Source organism: Thermocrinis sp. (assembly GCF_036781485.1).
Classification (GTDB): domain Bacteria; phylum Aquificota; class Aquificia; order Aquificales; family Aquificaceae; genus Thermocrinis.
Map to the genome: position 1 here is coordinate 26,282 of NZ_DAIQAX010000005.1, position 14,132 is coordinate 40,413.

Genomic DNA, 14,132 nt, shown 5'->3' on the forward strand with positions numbered 1-14,132 from the left:
TACCATCTCTGGAGACAAATCAGCCCTAAAGGTGTTTAACTCCAAGGCAGTGCCCTTATAGGGATTTTCAATGGCTTTTAAAACTCTGTAAGTATTGTCCTGTCCAAAACGGGTATGTACAGAGGCTACCACAAAATCAAATTCTCTAAGAAATTCATCTGGCAGGTCTAAACTGCCATCGGGCAAAATGTCCACTTCACAACCCTTTAGTATGTAAAAACCTTTTTTATTGTAGTAAGTGTTTGGTGTGTATGTGAAACTCTCCCTTTATATCTTCCCATTCTACGAGCCTTGGCAACTTCCTCTCCATTGCGAGTTCCACCTCCCCAATATTTTCCCTTAGCTCGGGTGGATCTTCTTCCGTTCTACCCCCTATCCATTCCTCCGTATCCGCTCTGAAAACTCCGTATTCGCTCAGCTTCAAACCTCTCCTTAGAATTACGCTTGACTTTGTTTCTCTCTGTAGCAGAACCTCTTGGACCTCTTCAAACTTTGTAAAGTGTTCATGCAAAGCCTTCCAAGACTCCCTCTTTGCAGAAACCAGCAGGTCTATGTCTCCAACGGTTTCCTTTCTCCTTCTTAAACTCCCGGCTAACTCTATATTCTGGTATAGGTTGGATAAGGTCTTCATGTGGTTTAAAAGGAGCTCACCCAACTGATAAGCTTCTATCAAAGACATTCTTTCCTTACTTTTTTCGTAGAGCTCCAAACCTCTAACTATCTGCTGTAGTTTTTTTTCTCTTATGCCAGGCAGTGTAGCAAGCATGCCACTTCTGACGGCTCTCAGAAAGTCTTCTTTGGTCCTTATCTTTAACTTTTCATAAGCCAACCTAAGCGTTTTTGGTCCTATCCCGGGCACATCCAGTAATTTGATAAATCTTGCCAGTCCTGATTAGATCTTCCACATCCACGCTTAACTCAAATGTTGGCAATCTCCTTATTCTTTGACATCTCCGATTACTTTGAAAGCCTTTTTATCTTTTGAATGACCTAAAACACCCAAGAACTTTTTTACACCTTCCAAGTAAACCTCTACAGGTTCCCGTGTAGAGTTTTCCAAGATTATAGTATCGCCAACCTTGAGATCGTATAGTTCTTTTAGGGAAAGCTTAGCTTTTCCTAGCTTCACACTTAGGTGAATAGGCACCTTAGTTAACGCCTTTATAAGTTTTTCATAGTCATCTGGCCTCCTTTCCAACAAACCTTTTAGTTTTTCTTTGTATGGTTCAATTCCTTCCTCCGGAATGGCGAGTATTATAAATCCATCCCCTCCTTCTAGGCTTACGGTAAGCTTTAAAACTATGTACCTATCCCTCGACCTTGCTACCATAAGTATGGCTGGATTGGTTTCTATACCCACAGGCACGAGATTTACGTCCATGAGGGTGCGCCAAGCCTCTTGCAGTTCATTGTACAAGACCTTTAGCAGTTTCTCCACAATCCTCATTTCCACCTTTGTGAAGTCTTTACCCTCTATTTTGTAAGGTCTTGCGGATCCTCCAAAAACAAGGTTGAAATATCCCACTGCGGAGGGGAAGGGGAGTTTGGAAATAAGCTCGCTGAATTTCAACGAACTTACGCCTTCCTTTAATATCGTAGGCACACTTACCATTACGGATATTAGCTCTCTTTTCAGATTTGTAATCCACCTTTCAAAAATGAGCTCTAAGCTGGCTATCCTACCTGCGTATATGTGCTCCAAAGCGTTGATGTCTAGAGGCTTTACCCCTTTTTCCAGTGGAACTTCTCGTTTTTCTTCCTCTTTTCCAAGAGTTTGGAGTAATAGATTTATCTCTTCCTGGGATAGGGTGTGTTCATCCATGATCAAGTTTTAGCTTTTAGCCAAGAACTAATTATCTTGGCTACCTTTTGAGGCTCTTCCTTTGCTAACTTAGATATGGCCTCTATACTTGCTACTTCTTTAGCTTTTATCCTCAGCTCTTCCACTCCGGCCACTTCCTCACTCACAGGCACAGTAGTCGGTGGTGTTGGGATCGTAGGGGTAGGTTTTTTGGACAGCTTTTTTAAACTATCAGAACTATAGCGAAGGATGCTAGACCAAAAATGAGTAAAACTATCCATTTTAGGTATTCTGTGTAATCTGTGGGTGGTTTTTCTACCTCGGGCTTTTTGAATGGGACGGATACCACACTTAGCACGTCGCCTCTGTTGGGGTCTATACCCGCCGAAGCCTGCACTAGTTGTCTTATTTTTTCTAAATCCAGATTTTTAAGATTGCTATCCACAAGCACACCCACGTTAAGCCTCCTTACTTTTATTATAGGTTCCTGGGTATATATTTCCCTTTTACTCACTTCGTAATTTGTGATAGTTTCACTTTTTTCAGAGATAACGTTCTGAACAGCCCCAGTACCTGGTGGTATGTTTGCCCCTGCCCCCGGCACACCACCTACGGCTCCCCCAAAAACTCTCTCTTTTTTCTTCTGCTGGCTTACTATGGCTGTCATCTCTGGATCGTAAATTTCTTCCCTCTGCTCTTTCTTGGTAAAGTCAATGTCTGCAGATACTCTAACTTTGACCGCTCCTAAACCTAAGGCTTCTTCTAAGGTTTTTTGTATCTTTTTCTCAAGGTTCTTTTCAAACTCAGCCTTTAATTTTAGCTCTTTATCCTTTATTAACTCATCCTCTTCTATTTGGGCTGTAAGGTCCCTTCCCTTATCATCCACAACAACCACATTTTTAGGCTTCAACCTAGGCACGCTCAGCGCCACCAGGTTCCTTATAGCCTTTACTTGATCTGGGTTTAGTTCATAACCTGGCTTTAATCTGACAAGCACGCTTGCGCTTGGTTCATCCTCTTCCCTGAGGAAGATGGACTTTTCCGGCATGCCGATGTTCACCTTAGCATACTCCACCCCATCAATCCTCATTATAGTCTTTGCAAGTTCCCCTTCCACCGCCCTTTTGAAGTTAACTTGATTTTGAAAGTCCGAAACCCCAAAACGATCTTTGTCAAAGACTTCGTAGCCCACCACACCTTTATTTGGAATCCCCTTTGCCGCAAGCTTCAATCTTATGTCCCTTGCTTTATCTTCGGGCACAAAGATGGTGGACCCATCTTGACTTATCTTGTATGGGATGTTTTCCTTATCTAATTCAGAAATTATTGCATTTAAGTCCTCTTGAGCTAATCCTCCGTATAAAACAGCGTAGTTAGGCTTTGACCCATAAAAGAATAGGACCGACAGAAGTAAAAGGACAAAGACAGGAACAGCTATAAGAATAGCCTTCTGGGCAGGACTAAGTGATAGGAACTTCTCTTTTATCTCGTTTAATCTATCCTGCCAAGCCATAACTTATACCTGTATCCTGTTGATTTCCTGAAAGGCTTCCACCAGCTTGTTTCTGATTTGAATAAGAAGGTTAAGAGCTACGCTCGCCTTTTCAAATTCAACTATCATCTGATGTAGCGGAATGTCTGCACCTTTAAGGACCGCATCTTTTATTGCCTCTGCCTTTTCCTGCTCTTGATTTACCCAGTGCAAAAACTTTGCAAACTCTTCAGTAAAACTTGAGTTTTTACTTTTTAACTTCTCAGCCTGAAGGTTAAAAAGTGGATTTACACCGCCTATCTCCATAGCTCTAATGTCCTCTGTGCCATTTCTCTTGTTGTTGCAAACGCGTTCAAATTAGCTTCATAACTTCTTACAGCGGTTATCATATCTGCCATCTCCTTTACCAGATCCACGTTTGGCTTTTGAACATAGCCTTCCGCGTTAGCCCTTGGATTGTTTGGATCATAGATCAACCTAAAAGGCTCATCCGAAAACCTTATCTGAGCAACATTCACAGGTATTTCACCCTTAGCAAGGGACTGCGGATCTTCCACAGCCTCAAAGACCACTTCCAACTTTCTATAGGGCTCTCCGTTAGCTCTATAAGATTCGTAATTTGCCAGGTTTGAAGCCACTACATTCATCCTTACCCTCTGGGCATACATCCCACTGGCTGAAATATTAAAGGCTCTAAATAGATCGTTCATTACCTACCCTCCTTTATTACGTTGTTCAGCTTGTCAATACTGCCCCTTACCATCCTCATGTAGGTCTCGTAAGCTATTCTGTTCTGGCTAAGCTTTGCCATCTCCTCTTCCAAGCTAACGTTGTTAAGGTCGTTTCCCACGAGCCTTCTTTGCAATTCAATTACCCTGTATATCTCTTCACCTTTGGTGAATAGGTGCTTTTCTCTTGTGGTTTTCAACTTTCTTCCCCTCTCTTTTTCCATTATTATATCCTTTACCTTGTATCTTGGCGTATCCGCATTGGCTATGTTGCTAAGTATGACCTTGTGTCTTTTCCACGTGTAATTCAAATGGGGCAAAACCTTGTCTATGCCCCCAAAAATATCCATCTCATTCCCCCCAAATGGCGATTAGGACCTTACCTATTATATTATCTGTCCTTTCCGCCTTTTTGACAACCCATTCTAAGGTTTCTTGATCCTTGGTTAAACTGCTTATCCTTGCCAACCTTAGTGCCGTAAGCCAGTATAGGTTGTTTTCCTCTTCCAATTCCAGATAGCTTTTATAAAGCTCTTTTGCCTTTGGAAAATTGCGGGTAGAATAATAGTAATCTCCCAGTTCAATAAGGGCTAAAGGTTTGTATCCTTTGAATCTAACAGACTTTTCCAGCTTATCATACTGTATAACCTCCTCCAAAGCCTTTTTATTTTCAGAAAGGAGACCTAAGATTAAAAGGGCTTCAATCCTATCCTCTTCGGGCAGGCTATCCTTTACTTTTGCTAAAAGCTCCAATCCTTCCTTATCCTTGTCCTCCAAGATAAGAAACTGCGATCTTAAAAAGCTCTTTGTTGGCTCTTGGATCCTATCCAAAAGCTGGGCGTATTCCTTTTTACCGTTGAAGACCGCACCCCTTAGCAAGCTCTCCGGATTGAACAAAAGGAGAAAATTGTCCTTGTTTGCAACGTATAAAGATTCAATAAACTCAAAATCTTGTTTTTCGTAGGGATTTAGCTTCTTATAGGCTTCATCTAATGCAAAGTAAAGGGGCGTCAGATCTACCTTTATGTCTTCCACGGTTATGTAGCCTTCTCTTTTGACTCTAACTCTGCTTATTAGGTCCTTCTCAGCTATTTTTTTATCCTTCAGGGAGTAGTAATAAACACCTAAGACTGAGGGTAAGCTATAGTATTTGTTGTAATCAATCCAAGCTAATTTAAGGAGAAGGGGCTTATACCACTCTAATTTATACTTTTCCAAAAAGTCCTCGTATAGCCAAAGTTGGGAAAGAGCAAGCCGTAGAGTAAGATTGCCAAAAGGATCTTCCTCCATAAGACTTTCAAGCTTTTCCATGGCCTCTGCGTAGTTCTTGTTTTTGAGATTTATCAGTAGCAGGAAGTAATTAGTTTTCTCCTTGTACCTGTAACTTATGTCCTTTCTCTGCAGGACTTCAAAGTAGAAAAGGCTGTTTCTCCAATCCCCCATCATGTAATAGGACAAAGCCAATCTGTAAAGAAAGTGTGGGTCATTCTCCAAGTATCTATTCCGAGCTCTTGCTTGTATTAGCTCTGCTATAGCTTCTTTGAAATTACCCATGTTGTATAGGTAGTATCCTTTGATTACAGAAATAAAGTATCCATCTATACCATCAACCTCAGGTTGAATGTTGTCTATGAGTTTAAAGTTATCAGTACCTCCCTCCAAAGCCTCGGCGTATAGAAATTTTGCCAAATACTTTTTTTGGTTTGTCCTTTTGTATAAACTCATGTAGATTTCCTTTGCCTTTGAATAATCCTCTAATAGAAGGTGCACCTCTGCCAAAAACTCTGCCTGTAAATCTGCGTAGTTGGGCTTTTTAAAGTAGAAGGTATACATGTTCAAAAAAGCTATGGACGAAAACAAACCTCTTTTGTCCCCCTTTGAATGGGAAAGTAAAGCGTAAGAATAACCTAAGTATAGATAAGATAACTCTCCGTAGTAGCCCCTTCTGTCAAGATTAAACGAACTTGTAAAATCCCTTATGGCTTCTTCGTAGTTTTTGTTTTCTAAATATATGTTAGCGCTGTAGAACTTCTTTTGAGCCAGAAAAAAGTTTTCTGACACCCTTTCTTGTGAAAAGGATAGTATTAAGGTTAGACACAAGGTTAAAAGCTTAGCCCACAGCCACCGATAATCTTTCCAGCCACTGCCTCTTGTATTTCTCAAACCTTCCCTCCTCTATGGCCTTTTTTGCTCCTTCTGTTAGTCTGTGGTAAAAATACAGATTGTGAATCGTGTTAAGTATGTATGCTGAAATCTCATCGGCGTTAAATAGGTGTCTAAGATAGGCTCTGGAGAAGTTCTTGCAAGTATAACAGTCACACTCTGGATCTGGTGGAGAAAAGTCTTTTTTATACTTTTCGCTTCTTATGTTTATTTTACCTTGTGAGGTAAAGAGTGTGCCCGTGCGGGCCATTCTGGTGGGTGCTACGCAATCAAACATATCTATCCCAACACCTATCGCCATAAGAATATCCTCTGGCATACCCACTCCCATAAGGTATCTTGGTTTTTCCCAGGGTAGGTATTCACAAACCAACTGAGCCATTTCTATCATAACCTCCCTTGGCTCTCCCACCGAAAGCCCACCGATGGCATATCCAAAAAGGTCCCTCTCCACTGTCCTTAAAGCAGACTCCTTTCTTAGGTCTTCAAAAAAAGCCCCTTGCACTATGCCAAAGAGCACTTGGTCTTCCCTTCTCTTTGTTATTATAGACCTATCTAACCACTCTATGGTCCGGTCCAAAGCTTCCTTTGCGTAGGCATAGGTAGTTGGATACTCGACGCATTCGTCAAGGGGCATTATAATGTCTGAACCAAATATTTCTTGTATCTGCACCACCCTTTCTGGTGTAAAGAAGTGATAATCTCCTGCCAGATGGTCTCTAAAATAAACCCCCTCTTGGGTTATCTTTACCTTAGACTTGCCATCCTTTACTCTATCCCTTGAGAGGGAAAAGACCTGAAAGCCTCCGCTGTCTGTGAGTATGGGCTTTTTCCAACCTATGAAGGAGTGAAGCCCACCCGCCTGCTGGATTACTTCTACCCCAGGCCTTAGGTAAAGGTGGTAGGTATTTCCTAAGATTATCTGGGTGCCTATCTCTTCCAAAAGCTTGTGGATCATAGCTTTGACTGTTCCCTGCGTGCCCACTGGCATAAATACAGGCGTTTCTATTATGCCCCTTGGAGTGTAGAGTCTCCCCTTCCTTGCCATCCCGTCGCTTTTTATAACATCAAACCTAAACATTCTTCAGAACATACCACCGTTTATGTGGATTATTTCTCCAGTTATGTAATCAGCCATAGATGAGCAAAGGAAGACAACCATACCTGCCACGTCCTCTGGAGTGCCAAACCTCTGAAGGGGTATATTCTTCAGGTATTCTTTTCTTATCTCTTCAGAAAGAGATGATGTCATATCTGTTTCTATAAAACCTGGGGCGATTGTGTTTACGGTTATGTTCCTGCTCGCCAGCTCCTTTGCCAAGCTTTTGGTAAAGCCTATCAAAGCAGATTTGGTAGCTGAGTAGTTGGCCTGTCCCACGTTTCCAGTAAAACCTACAACAGAAGATATGTTTATTATCCTTCCCCAGCGCTTTTTTAACATACCCTTTACAGCCAAAGAAGTTATAAGATAGGTCCCAGTTAAATTTACTCTTAGAACTTCTTCCCAATCCTCCAGCGTCATTCTCAAAAATAGCTTGTCCTTTGTGATTCCAGCGTTGTTTACGAGTATATCCACCGGACCAATCTCCCTTTCTACTGCCTCGTAGCCAGTGCGTACGGACTGGGGGTCAGAAAGGTCCATGCCTATTCCTATTGCATTGGAAGATATAGACTTTGCAACCTCTTGAGCTCTTTTCTCATCCCTGCCAGTTATCACAACCTGTGCCCCAGCTTTTGCCAAAAATTCGGCGATAGCTTTTCCTATACCCCTTGTAGAACCCGTAATTAGAGCCTTTTTCTCAGAAAGGTCTATGCAAAGCATGAGAATATTATAGTTCTTTTAATTCATCTCTTGAGATGTATTTTTGAATTCTTTGTATGCTCAGGCACTTTCCAGAGTTTTCGTCAATATCCGCAAGAATGGCGTTAAAAACCACGTCCTCTTTCTCTTCCACTTCGTACCTCTGGGGCATACCTGTTAGAAACTTGTTGATAATTTGCTCAGGCTTCATCCCTATGACTGAATACCAACATCCAGACATGCCCACATCGCTGACAAAGCCCGTGCCTTTCCTTAGGATTATCTGGTCTGCGGTGGGAACGTGAGTATGTGTGCCAAAAACCACGCTTGCTCTCCCGTCTGCATACATACCAAAGGCATATTTTTCTGAGGTTGCTTCTGCGTGAAAGTCTACCAGTATAATTGGGGTTTGCCTGCTTACCTCTTCGTATATCCGGTCAAAGGTGTGGAAAGGATTTTCCAAGTGGGGGTCCAGGAATACCCTACCCATCAGGTTTATGACCGCAAACTTTACCCCGCGCTTTTCGTAAAGCCCATAGCCTTTGCCAGGCACACTAAGGGGATAGTTGGCAGGTCTTAGAAGATCGTCCGAATTTATAAATTCCAACACCTCCTTTTTATCCCATATGTGGTTGCCCGAGGTCATCACATCCACTCCCATAGACTTTAGCTCCTCATAAACCTTCCTGTCTATGCCAAAGCCACCTGCGGAGTTTTCCACGTTCACAAGCAGAACATCAAAACTATTCGGATGGGATACGGTGTAATACTTTAGTGCTCTCCTTCCTGGTTTGCCCAAAATATCACCAACTATTAAGAATTTCATGACCAATAATTATAATGCGGGTGGAGGGAGTCGAACCCTCACGGGCCAATGCCCACGGGATCCTGAGTCCCGCGCGTCTGCCAATTCCGCCACACCCGCTAAGTGTTGTATTATATTTTATAATTTGAGGAGGTAAAAATGTATCCTACGGAAAGAAACGGAAAAGTGCAGGATGAGTTTATCGAAGAGCTTAAAAGGAAAAATGCCACAGTCACCATATTTTTAACAAGGGGAAACAGAATAACCGGAAAGATCATAAACCACGATAAATACACCGTGCTTTTGGAAGTGGAAGGAGAGCCAAACCTTATATACAAGCATGCCATAAGCACCATAGTGCTTGGTGGATGAATGAAAGCAATCTTAGTTAGCCTTCTCTCCTCAGAGACAAAGTGGGAGTTTAGGGAATCCTTAGAAGAGATAAAGGAGCTGGTCAGAGCAGTAGGTGGTAAAAGCTTAGGTTATGTCTATCAAAAAAGACAATCACCAGACCCAAGATACTACATAGGAGCTGGAAAGGCTCAAGAGCTAAAGGAGGTGATTCAAGGCACTGGTGCGGACTGCATAGTCTTTGATGCTTTCTTGAGTCCCTCCCAGGTTTCCAACTTGGAAGACCTTTTAGGAGTCAGGGTTTTGGACAGGGCAGATTTGGTCCTTGAGATATTCTCAAGAAGGGTAAGAAGTAAGACAGCCAAACTTCAGGTGGAGCTGGCTAAGCTTACCCATCAACTGCCAAGGCTCTACGGTAAGGGTAAGGAGCTTTCCCGTCTGGGTGGTGGTGTTGGGACAAGGGGTCCAGGTGAGCAAGAGCTGGAGATAAAAAGGCGGGCCATAAAGAAGAGAATAGAGCAGATAAAGAGAGAGCTTGAAGAGGTGAAAAGGCAGAGAAGACAGCAGAGGAAGAAAAGAGAAAGAGAATACGGAGACATAAAGGTGGTTAAGGTTGCGCTCGTTGGATACACAAACGTAGGAAAATCCAGTCTAATGCAGGCACTTACAGGCAGGGAGACCTTTGTAGAGGACATGCTCTTTGCCACGCTGGACACAAAGACTTCAGCCAAGTTTCTGTTTCCAGACATAAAGGTTCTTATCACAGACACCGTAGGGTTTATAAGAAAACTTCCTCCCGAGCTGATAGAGTCCTTCAAAGCTACTTTGGAGGAAGTTCAAGAGGCAGACATCCTTCTTCATGTGATAGATATATCAGACCCTAAGTGGCTGGATAAGGTGAAGGTAGTTCAGGAAATACTCAAAGAACTTGAAGCAGATGAAAAACCTACCATATACGTGTTTAACAAAGCGGACAAAGTTGTGGAGAAAGAGGAAGATATAAAACTTCTGACAGAACCGGCCTTTTTGAAAGGCAGATCTGTTGTAGTTTCCAGTAAATACGGGTGGGGGATAAAAGAGTTGCTGGAGGCAGTAAGGGAAAAGGTTGAAGAGTTAGTGGAGGCGGGCACATGAACTTGGTAATCTTAGGTGCTCAGTGGGGTGATGAAGGAAAGGGTAAAATAGTGGACCTTTTATCTGCAGAATACGAGGTAGTGGTGCGCTATCAAGGCGGTAGCAACGCAGGCCATACTGTCATGGTAAATGGTCAAAAGTTCATCCTTCACCTTTTGCCTACGGGCATACTCCACACCCACACTGTCGGAGTTATAGCTCAGGGGATGGTGGTAGATTTAGAGCTTTTAGTAGAAGAGATAAAGCAGATAGAGAGTAAAGGTATAAGCGTAAGAGATAGACTTTTGATAAGCGACAGAGCCCACTTGGTTCTTCCTTATCATAAAACCTTGGATGCTCTTTTGGAGAAAAGGGGCAAAATAGGCACCACTTTGAGAGGGATAGGTCCCGCATACATGCTAAAGTACGCAAGGAAAGGTGCAAGGGTCTGCGACCTTTGGGACAAAGATAGGTTTTACAGCATAATAAAGGACAATTTAGAATTTGTGGAAGAGCTGTGCAAAAAGGTTTATTGCGAAGATTTTCAGATGAAGGTGGATGAGGTGGTGGATAGGGCTTTGGAGAGCTTTGAAGAGATAAAGCACTGCATCACAGACACCTCAAGCTATCTTTTGAACACGAAAAAAAGCATTCTCTTTGAAGGGGCTCAGGGGACCCTTTTGGATGTGGATATTGGCACGTACCCTTACGTGACCTCTTCCAACTCTTCTGCCCTTGGACTTTCGGCAGGTACAGGGCTTCCACCAAAGTTTTTCTCCAACGCCAAATTCATTGGAGTTTCAAAGGCTTACGCCACGAGGGTAGGAGAAGGTCCTTTTCCAACGGAGTTAAAGGATGAAGTGGGACAGCTTCTGAGGGAAAAAGGAAAAGAGTACGGGGCAACTACGGGAAGGCCCAGAAGGTGCGGATGGTTAGATTTGGTAGCACTAAAGCACGCGGTGGATTTAAACGGTCTGGACGGTATAGTTCTCACCAAGTTAGACGTGCTGGATGGCTTTGGCGAGATAAAAGTATGCACCGCTTATAGAGTGGAGGATAAGGTTTTTAAAAACTTTCCAGCCAGTCTTTCTCTTTTAGAAAAAGCTCAGCCCGTATACGAGTGCTTTGAAGGCTGGAAGGAAAGCACCTACGGTATAACAAACTACAAAGACATACCAGAAAAGGCAATGAACTATATACAATTCATAGAGAGGTTCCTAGGTGCGCCTATTGTCATGCTTTCCACAAGCCCAGAAAGGGACAAGTACATCTGGCTTTCGGAAATAATTCATGGAAGAAAGGTGGCAAGTTCAGATATTTGTTAACGGTAAGGAGGTAAAGCTCAAGGACTTTCCTCAAAGGGCAATCTACAACATTTTGCTTGGTTTTGTCAAAAGCCTAAAACTTAACGAGACACCAAGGGAGGTAGAGATAAAAGTAAAAGTTGGAAAAGAGGAAAATACAGGAAATACTTGAATTTCAGGTTCAACAGCAAGATAGACTGGATAAGTTCTTAACAAAGGTTTATACAGAATTCTCAAGGACTTACATACAGAAGCTTATAGAGGAAGGATACGTTCTTGTAGATGATGAGCCCGTAAGCAAGCCTTCAAAAAAACTAAAAGGTGGCGAAAAAGTTGTCCTGCTTGTGCCAGAACCTGAAAGGTTAGAGATTGCTCCAGAAGACATACCCTTAGAGATCCTTTACGAAGACGAAAGCTTACTGGTGCTTATAAAGCCTTGCGGTATGGTAGTTCATCCTTCACCTGGTCACACATCTGGCACCTTAGTAAATGCTCTTTTGTATCATGTAAAGGACCTTTCCTCCATTGGTGGCGTAGAAAGGCCGGGTATAGTCCATAGGCTGGACAAAGACACCATGGGGCTTATGGTGGTAGCCAAAGGGGATGATGTACATAAAAGCTTGTCTGAGCAGTTCAAGGAAAGAAAGGTGTTAAAGCTTTACAGGGCTATAGTGCAAGGTGTGGTAAGCTGGGACTATAAACTGGTGGAAACAAACGTGGGAAGGCATCCTATAGACAGAAAGAGATTTACCGTATTGGAAGATGGGGGCAAGTATGCCAAAAGCGAATTTTTCGTCAAAGAGAGATTTCCAAAGCACAATGCTACGCTATTGGAGGTAAAAATCCACACTGGGAGAACCCATCAAATAAGAGTTCATGCAAGCAGTTTGGGACATCCCATACTTGGAGACAAAACTTACGGTTTTAAAGCTCAAGCTTTTCCTAAAAAGCTTCTTGAAATGCTAAAAGACTGTCATATGCTTCTGAGCTCCAAGCTCGGTTTTTTTCATCCTAAAAAAGGCAGTTGGCTTGAGTTTGAAGTGCAAAATGTAGAACCCTTTACAAGCGTGCTTAACTACCTAAGAGAAGCTCTCTAAACTTAGCCCTCAGTCTTTCTATACTTCCCTCACCGCCAAGCTCCTTTTTAAGCTTTGGAAAAGCTCTTTTCTGTGCCTCAAAGTCTATCTTCAAAGAGGCTTCCACAAGGTCTTGCCAAGGTCTTTGCACCACCTCTGGAATGACGTTTTCCCCCAATACCAGATTGGTGAGGGCTACGTTTTTTACCTTTACGAGCCTTTTTGCTATGCAGTACGTTATGGGATTTACCCTGTAAAATACCACGTGAGGCACACCCAAAAGGCTAAGCTCCAGCTCCGCAGTCCCACTTGCCACGAGCCCAAACTTGGCGTAAGCTGACAGGTTATAGTTAGGCTGTTCTATGTCCAAGGCGGTAAATACCCTGACGGGAAGGTCTTCAAATACTTCTTCAAGTTTTCTTTTAAAGCTTTCAAAAGTAGGAATAACTGCTGGAAGCTTGGTTTCTTTGTATATTGCTTGGTATGCTTCTTTGAGATACTTCGCATGATTTTTTATCTCGCTCCATCGGCTTCCGGGAAGTATGACGATGTATTGGTCCCAGTCCAGCAGGCTTTTAACCTTTTCCTCTGGCAAGGTAGGTTTAGCCAAATCTACCAGCGGATGTCCAACGAAAATGGCTTCCTTGTTGTATTTTTTGTAAAAATCCACCTCAAAGGGAAGAATGACTATAAGATGGTCCGCAAGCTTGGATATAACTTCCGCCCTTTTCTCTTTCCAAGCCCAAACCTGAGGAGAGATAAAGTAGATTACCTTTTTTGCCTTTTTCCTTATCCTTTTTAACAACATTAAGTTAAAGGCGGGAGCATCACACAGGATCACCGCGTCCATCTTCTCTACCAAGCTTTCTATGCGCCTGAGAAGTTTGATTACCGTGGGGATCTTGGGTATGGCTTCCCAAAGACCAACCACCGACAGGTCTTCAAGCTTTCCCACGCTTTTAAAACCTATTCTTTCCAAGCTCTCATCCGTTATTCCCCAGAATTCTACGGAGTTAAAGTCTTTCATTATAGCATGTATGTAGTTGCTGGCAGACCTCTCCACTACCGACACAAAAGCTTTCATTTATACCTTACAAACACTTTAAAACTACCGTCTGGTTCTTTCTCCATTCTAACAACTATCCCTTTTGTTTCTAAGAGAAAGGCATGGGCTATTTCCACCCTCCCAGAGCTTCTTACGCTAACATACCTCTCTGCGGTATATGGACCCTTTGAGTTTTTGAAAGTAGCCTTCAGATACGCACCGTCGTGATGCTCCATCACCTCCACAAAGCTAACTTCCATGTAGTTGTTGTTTTCTATACAATCCTGCCATAACTTAAAAAGCTCTTGATCCTGCAAGCTAAGGCTCAGACCAAACTCTAAGTCCTCTGGATCCAGCTCAGAAACAGAATTTTTTATTTTCTGTTGGGCTAATTCTCCAAACTCTTCCAGCTTACTTATTGCTAAGTTTTTATAAGCCTCATCTATGGGCATT

General features: G+C 42.7%; 18 protein-coding genes, 1 tRNA gene and 1 pseudogene. 5 read left to right on the forward strand and 15 right to left on the reverse strand.

Features of this window, described 5'->3' with window-relative positions:
- The 13 genes and pseudogenes from V7P40_RS04005 to V7P40_RS04065 all read right to left on the reverse strand — a co-directional run.
- A pseudogene (locus tag V7P40_RS04005) lies at positions 1-195 on the reverse strand (DNA polymerase III); the annotation flags it as partial.
- A 31-nt stretch (positions 196-226) separates the two neighbouring features.
- Complete coding sequence (locus tag V7P40_RS04010; RefSeq protein ID WP_333784688.1) at positions 227-859, reverse strand: helix-hairpin-helix domain-containing protein; 633 nt, start codon at positions 857-859, stop codon at positions 227-229.
- A 78-nt stretch (positions 860-937) separates the two neighbouring features.
- Entirely contained in the window at positions 938-1,822 is an 885-nt protein-coding gene (locus V7P40_RS04015) for a FliM/FliN family flagellar motor switch protein (protein WP_333784689.1), read from the reverse strand.
- Positions 1,823-1,824: 2 nt separating this feature from the next.
- Positions 1,825-1,968 (reverse strand): hypothetical protein, encoded by a 144-nt coding sequence (locus V7P40_RS04020; RefSeq protein ID WP_333784690.1) that lies wholly within the window; start codon positions 1,966-1,968, stop codon positions 1,825-1,827.
- 56 nt (positions 1,969-2,024) lie between these two features.
- Positions 2,025-3,314: a flagellar basal-body MS-ring/collar protein FliF gene (gene fliF / locus V7P40_RS04025; RefSeq protein ID WP_333784691.1), complete on the reverse strand. Its 1,290-nt coding sequence runs from the start codon at positions 3,312-3,314 to the stop codon at positions 2,025-2,027.
- Between the two features lie 3 nt (positions 3,315-3,317).
- The gene (fliE, locus tag V7P40_RS04030) at positions 3,318-3,599 is read right to left on the reverse strand and encodes a flagellar hook-basal body complex protein FliE (protein WP_333784692.1); all 282 of its coding nucleotides are present in this window, start codon (positions 3,597-3,599) and stop codon (positions 3,318-3,320) included.
- Positions 3,590-4,003 carry a flagellar basal body rod protein FlgC gene (flgC, locus tag V7P40_RS04035; protein ID WP_333784693.1) on the reverse strand — a complete coding sequence of 138 codons (414 nt, stop codon included), beginning with the start codon at positions 4,001-4,003 and terminating at the stop codon, positions 3,590-3,592. The genes fliE and flgC overlap by 10 nt, the downstream gene beginning before the upstream one ends.
- The gene (flgB, locus tag V7P40_RS04040; RefSeq protein WP_333784694.1) at positions 4,003-4,371 is read right to left on the reverse strand and encodes a flagellar basal body rod protein FlgB; all 369 of its coding nucleotides are present in this window, start codon (positions 4,369-4,371) and stop codon (positions 4,003-4,005) included. The genes flgC and flgB overlap by 1 nt, the downstream gene beginning before the upstream one ends.
- A gap of 1 nt (position 4,372) precedes the next feature.
- The gene (locus V7P40_RS04045; protein ID WP_333784695.1) at positions 4,373-6,184 is read right to left on the reverse strand and encodes a tetratricopeptide repeat protein; all 1,812 of its coding nucleotides are present in this window, start codon (positions 6,182-6,184) and stop codon (positions 4,373-4,375) included.
- Positions 6,132-7,265, reverse strand: a complete 1,134-nt coding sequence (gene tgt, locus V7P40_RS04050; RefSeq protein ID WP_333784696.1) for a tRNA guanosine(34) transglycosylase Tgt — start codon at positions 7,263-7,265, stop codon at positions 6,132-6,134. Before tgt ends, V7P40_RS04045 begins: the two co-directional genes overlap by 53 nt.
- A gap of 3 nt (positions 7,266-7,268) precedes the next feature.
- On the reverse strand, positions 7,269-8,006 hold the full coding sequence (gene fabG / locus V7P40_RS04055) for a 3-oxoacyl-[acyl-carrier-protein] reductase (protein WP_333784697.1): 738 nt from the start codon (positions 8,004-8,006) through the stop codon (positions 7,269-7,271).
- Between the two features lie 7 nt (positions 8,007-8,013).
- The gene (locus tag V7P40_RS04060; RefSeq protein WP_333784698.1) at positions 8,014-8,811 is read right to left on the reverse strand and encodes a TIGR00282 family metallophosphoesterase; all 798 of its coding nucleotides are present in this window, start codon (positions 8,809-8,811) and stop codon (positions 8,014-8,016) included.
- A 15-nt stretch (positions 8,812-8,826) separates the two neighbouring features.
- Positions 8,827-8,910 (reverse strand) — tRNA-Leu (locus tag V7P40_RS04065).
- Between the two features lie 39 nt (positions 8,911-8,949).
- Between V7P40_RS04065 and hfq the strand changes: the two genes are divergently transcribed.
- From hfq to V7P40_RS04090, 5 genes are read left to right on the forward strand one after another with little or no spacing between them, the layout of a single operon-like run.
- Positions 8,950-9,162 (forward strand): RNA chaperone Hfq, encoded by a 213-nt coding sequence (hfq, locus tag V7P40_RS04070; RefSeq protein ID WP_333784699.1) that lies wholly within the window; start codon positions 8,950-8,952, stop codon positions 9,160-9,162.
- Positions 9,163-10,275, forward strand: coding sequence for a GTPase HflX (gene hflX / locus V7P40_RS04075; RefSeq protein WP_333784700.1), 1,113 nt, complete (start codon positions 9,163-9,165; stop codon positions 10,273-10,275).
- On the forward strand, positions 10,272-11,579 hold the full coding sequence (locus V7P40_RS04080; protein WP_333784701.1) for an adenylosuccinate synthase: 1,308 nt from the start codon (positions 10,272-10,274) through the stop codon (positions 11,577-11,579). The genes hflX and V7P40_RS04080 overlap by 4 nt, the downstream gene beginning before the upstream one ends.
- Positions 11,545-11,730: a hypothetical protein gene (locus tag V7P40_RS04085; RefSeq protein WP_333784702.1), complete on the forward strand. Its 186-nt coding sequence runs from the start codon at positions 11,545-11,547 to the stop codon at positions 11,728-11,730. Before V7P40_RS04080 ends, V7P40_RS04085 begins: the two co-directional genes overlap by 35 nt.
- A complete protein-coding gene (locus V7P40_RS04090) occupies positions 11,699-12,655 on the forward strand; it encodes an RluA family pseudouridine synthase (protein ID WP_333784703.1) in 957 nt (318 codons plus the stop codon). Before V7P40_RS04085 ends, V7P40_RS04090 begins: the two co-directional genes overlap by 32 nt.
- On the opposite strand, the gene lpxB is transcribed toward V7P40_RS04090, so the two are convergent.
- Positions 12,630-13,718 (reverse strand): lipid-A-disaccharide synthase, encoded by a 1,089-nt coding sequence (gene lpxB / locus V7P40_RS04095; protein ID WP_333784704.1) that lies wholly within the window; start codon positions 13,716-13,718, stop codon positions 12,630-12,632. The two genes, V7P40_RS04090 and lpxB, sit on opposite strands and share 26 nt — an antisense overlap.
- Positions 13,715-14,131 (reverse strand): hypothetical protein, encoded by a 417-nt coding sequence (locus V7P40_RS04100; protein WP_333784705.1) that lies wholly within the window; start codon positions 14,129-14,131, stop codon positions 13,715-13,717. The genes lpxB and V7P40_RS04100 overlap by 4 nt, the downstream gene beginning before the upstream one ends.
- Position 14,132 lies beyond the last annotated feature (1 nt).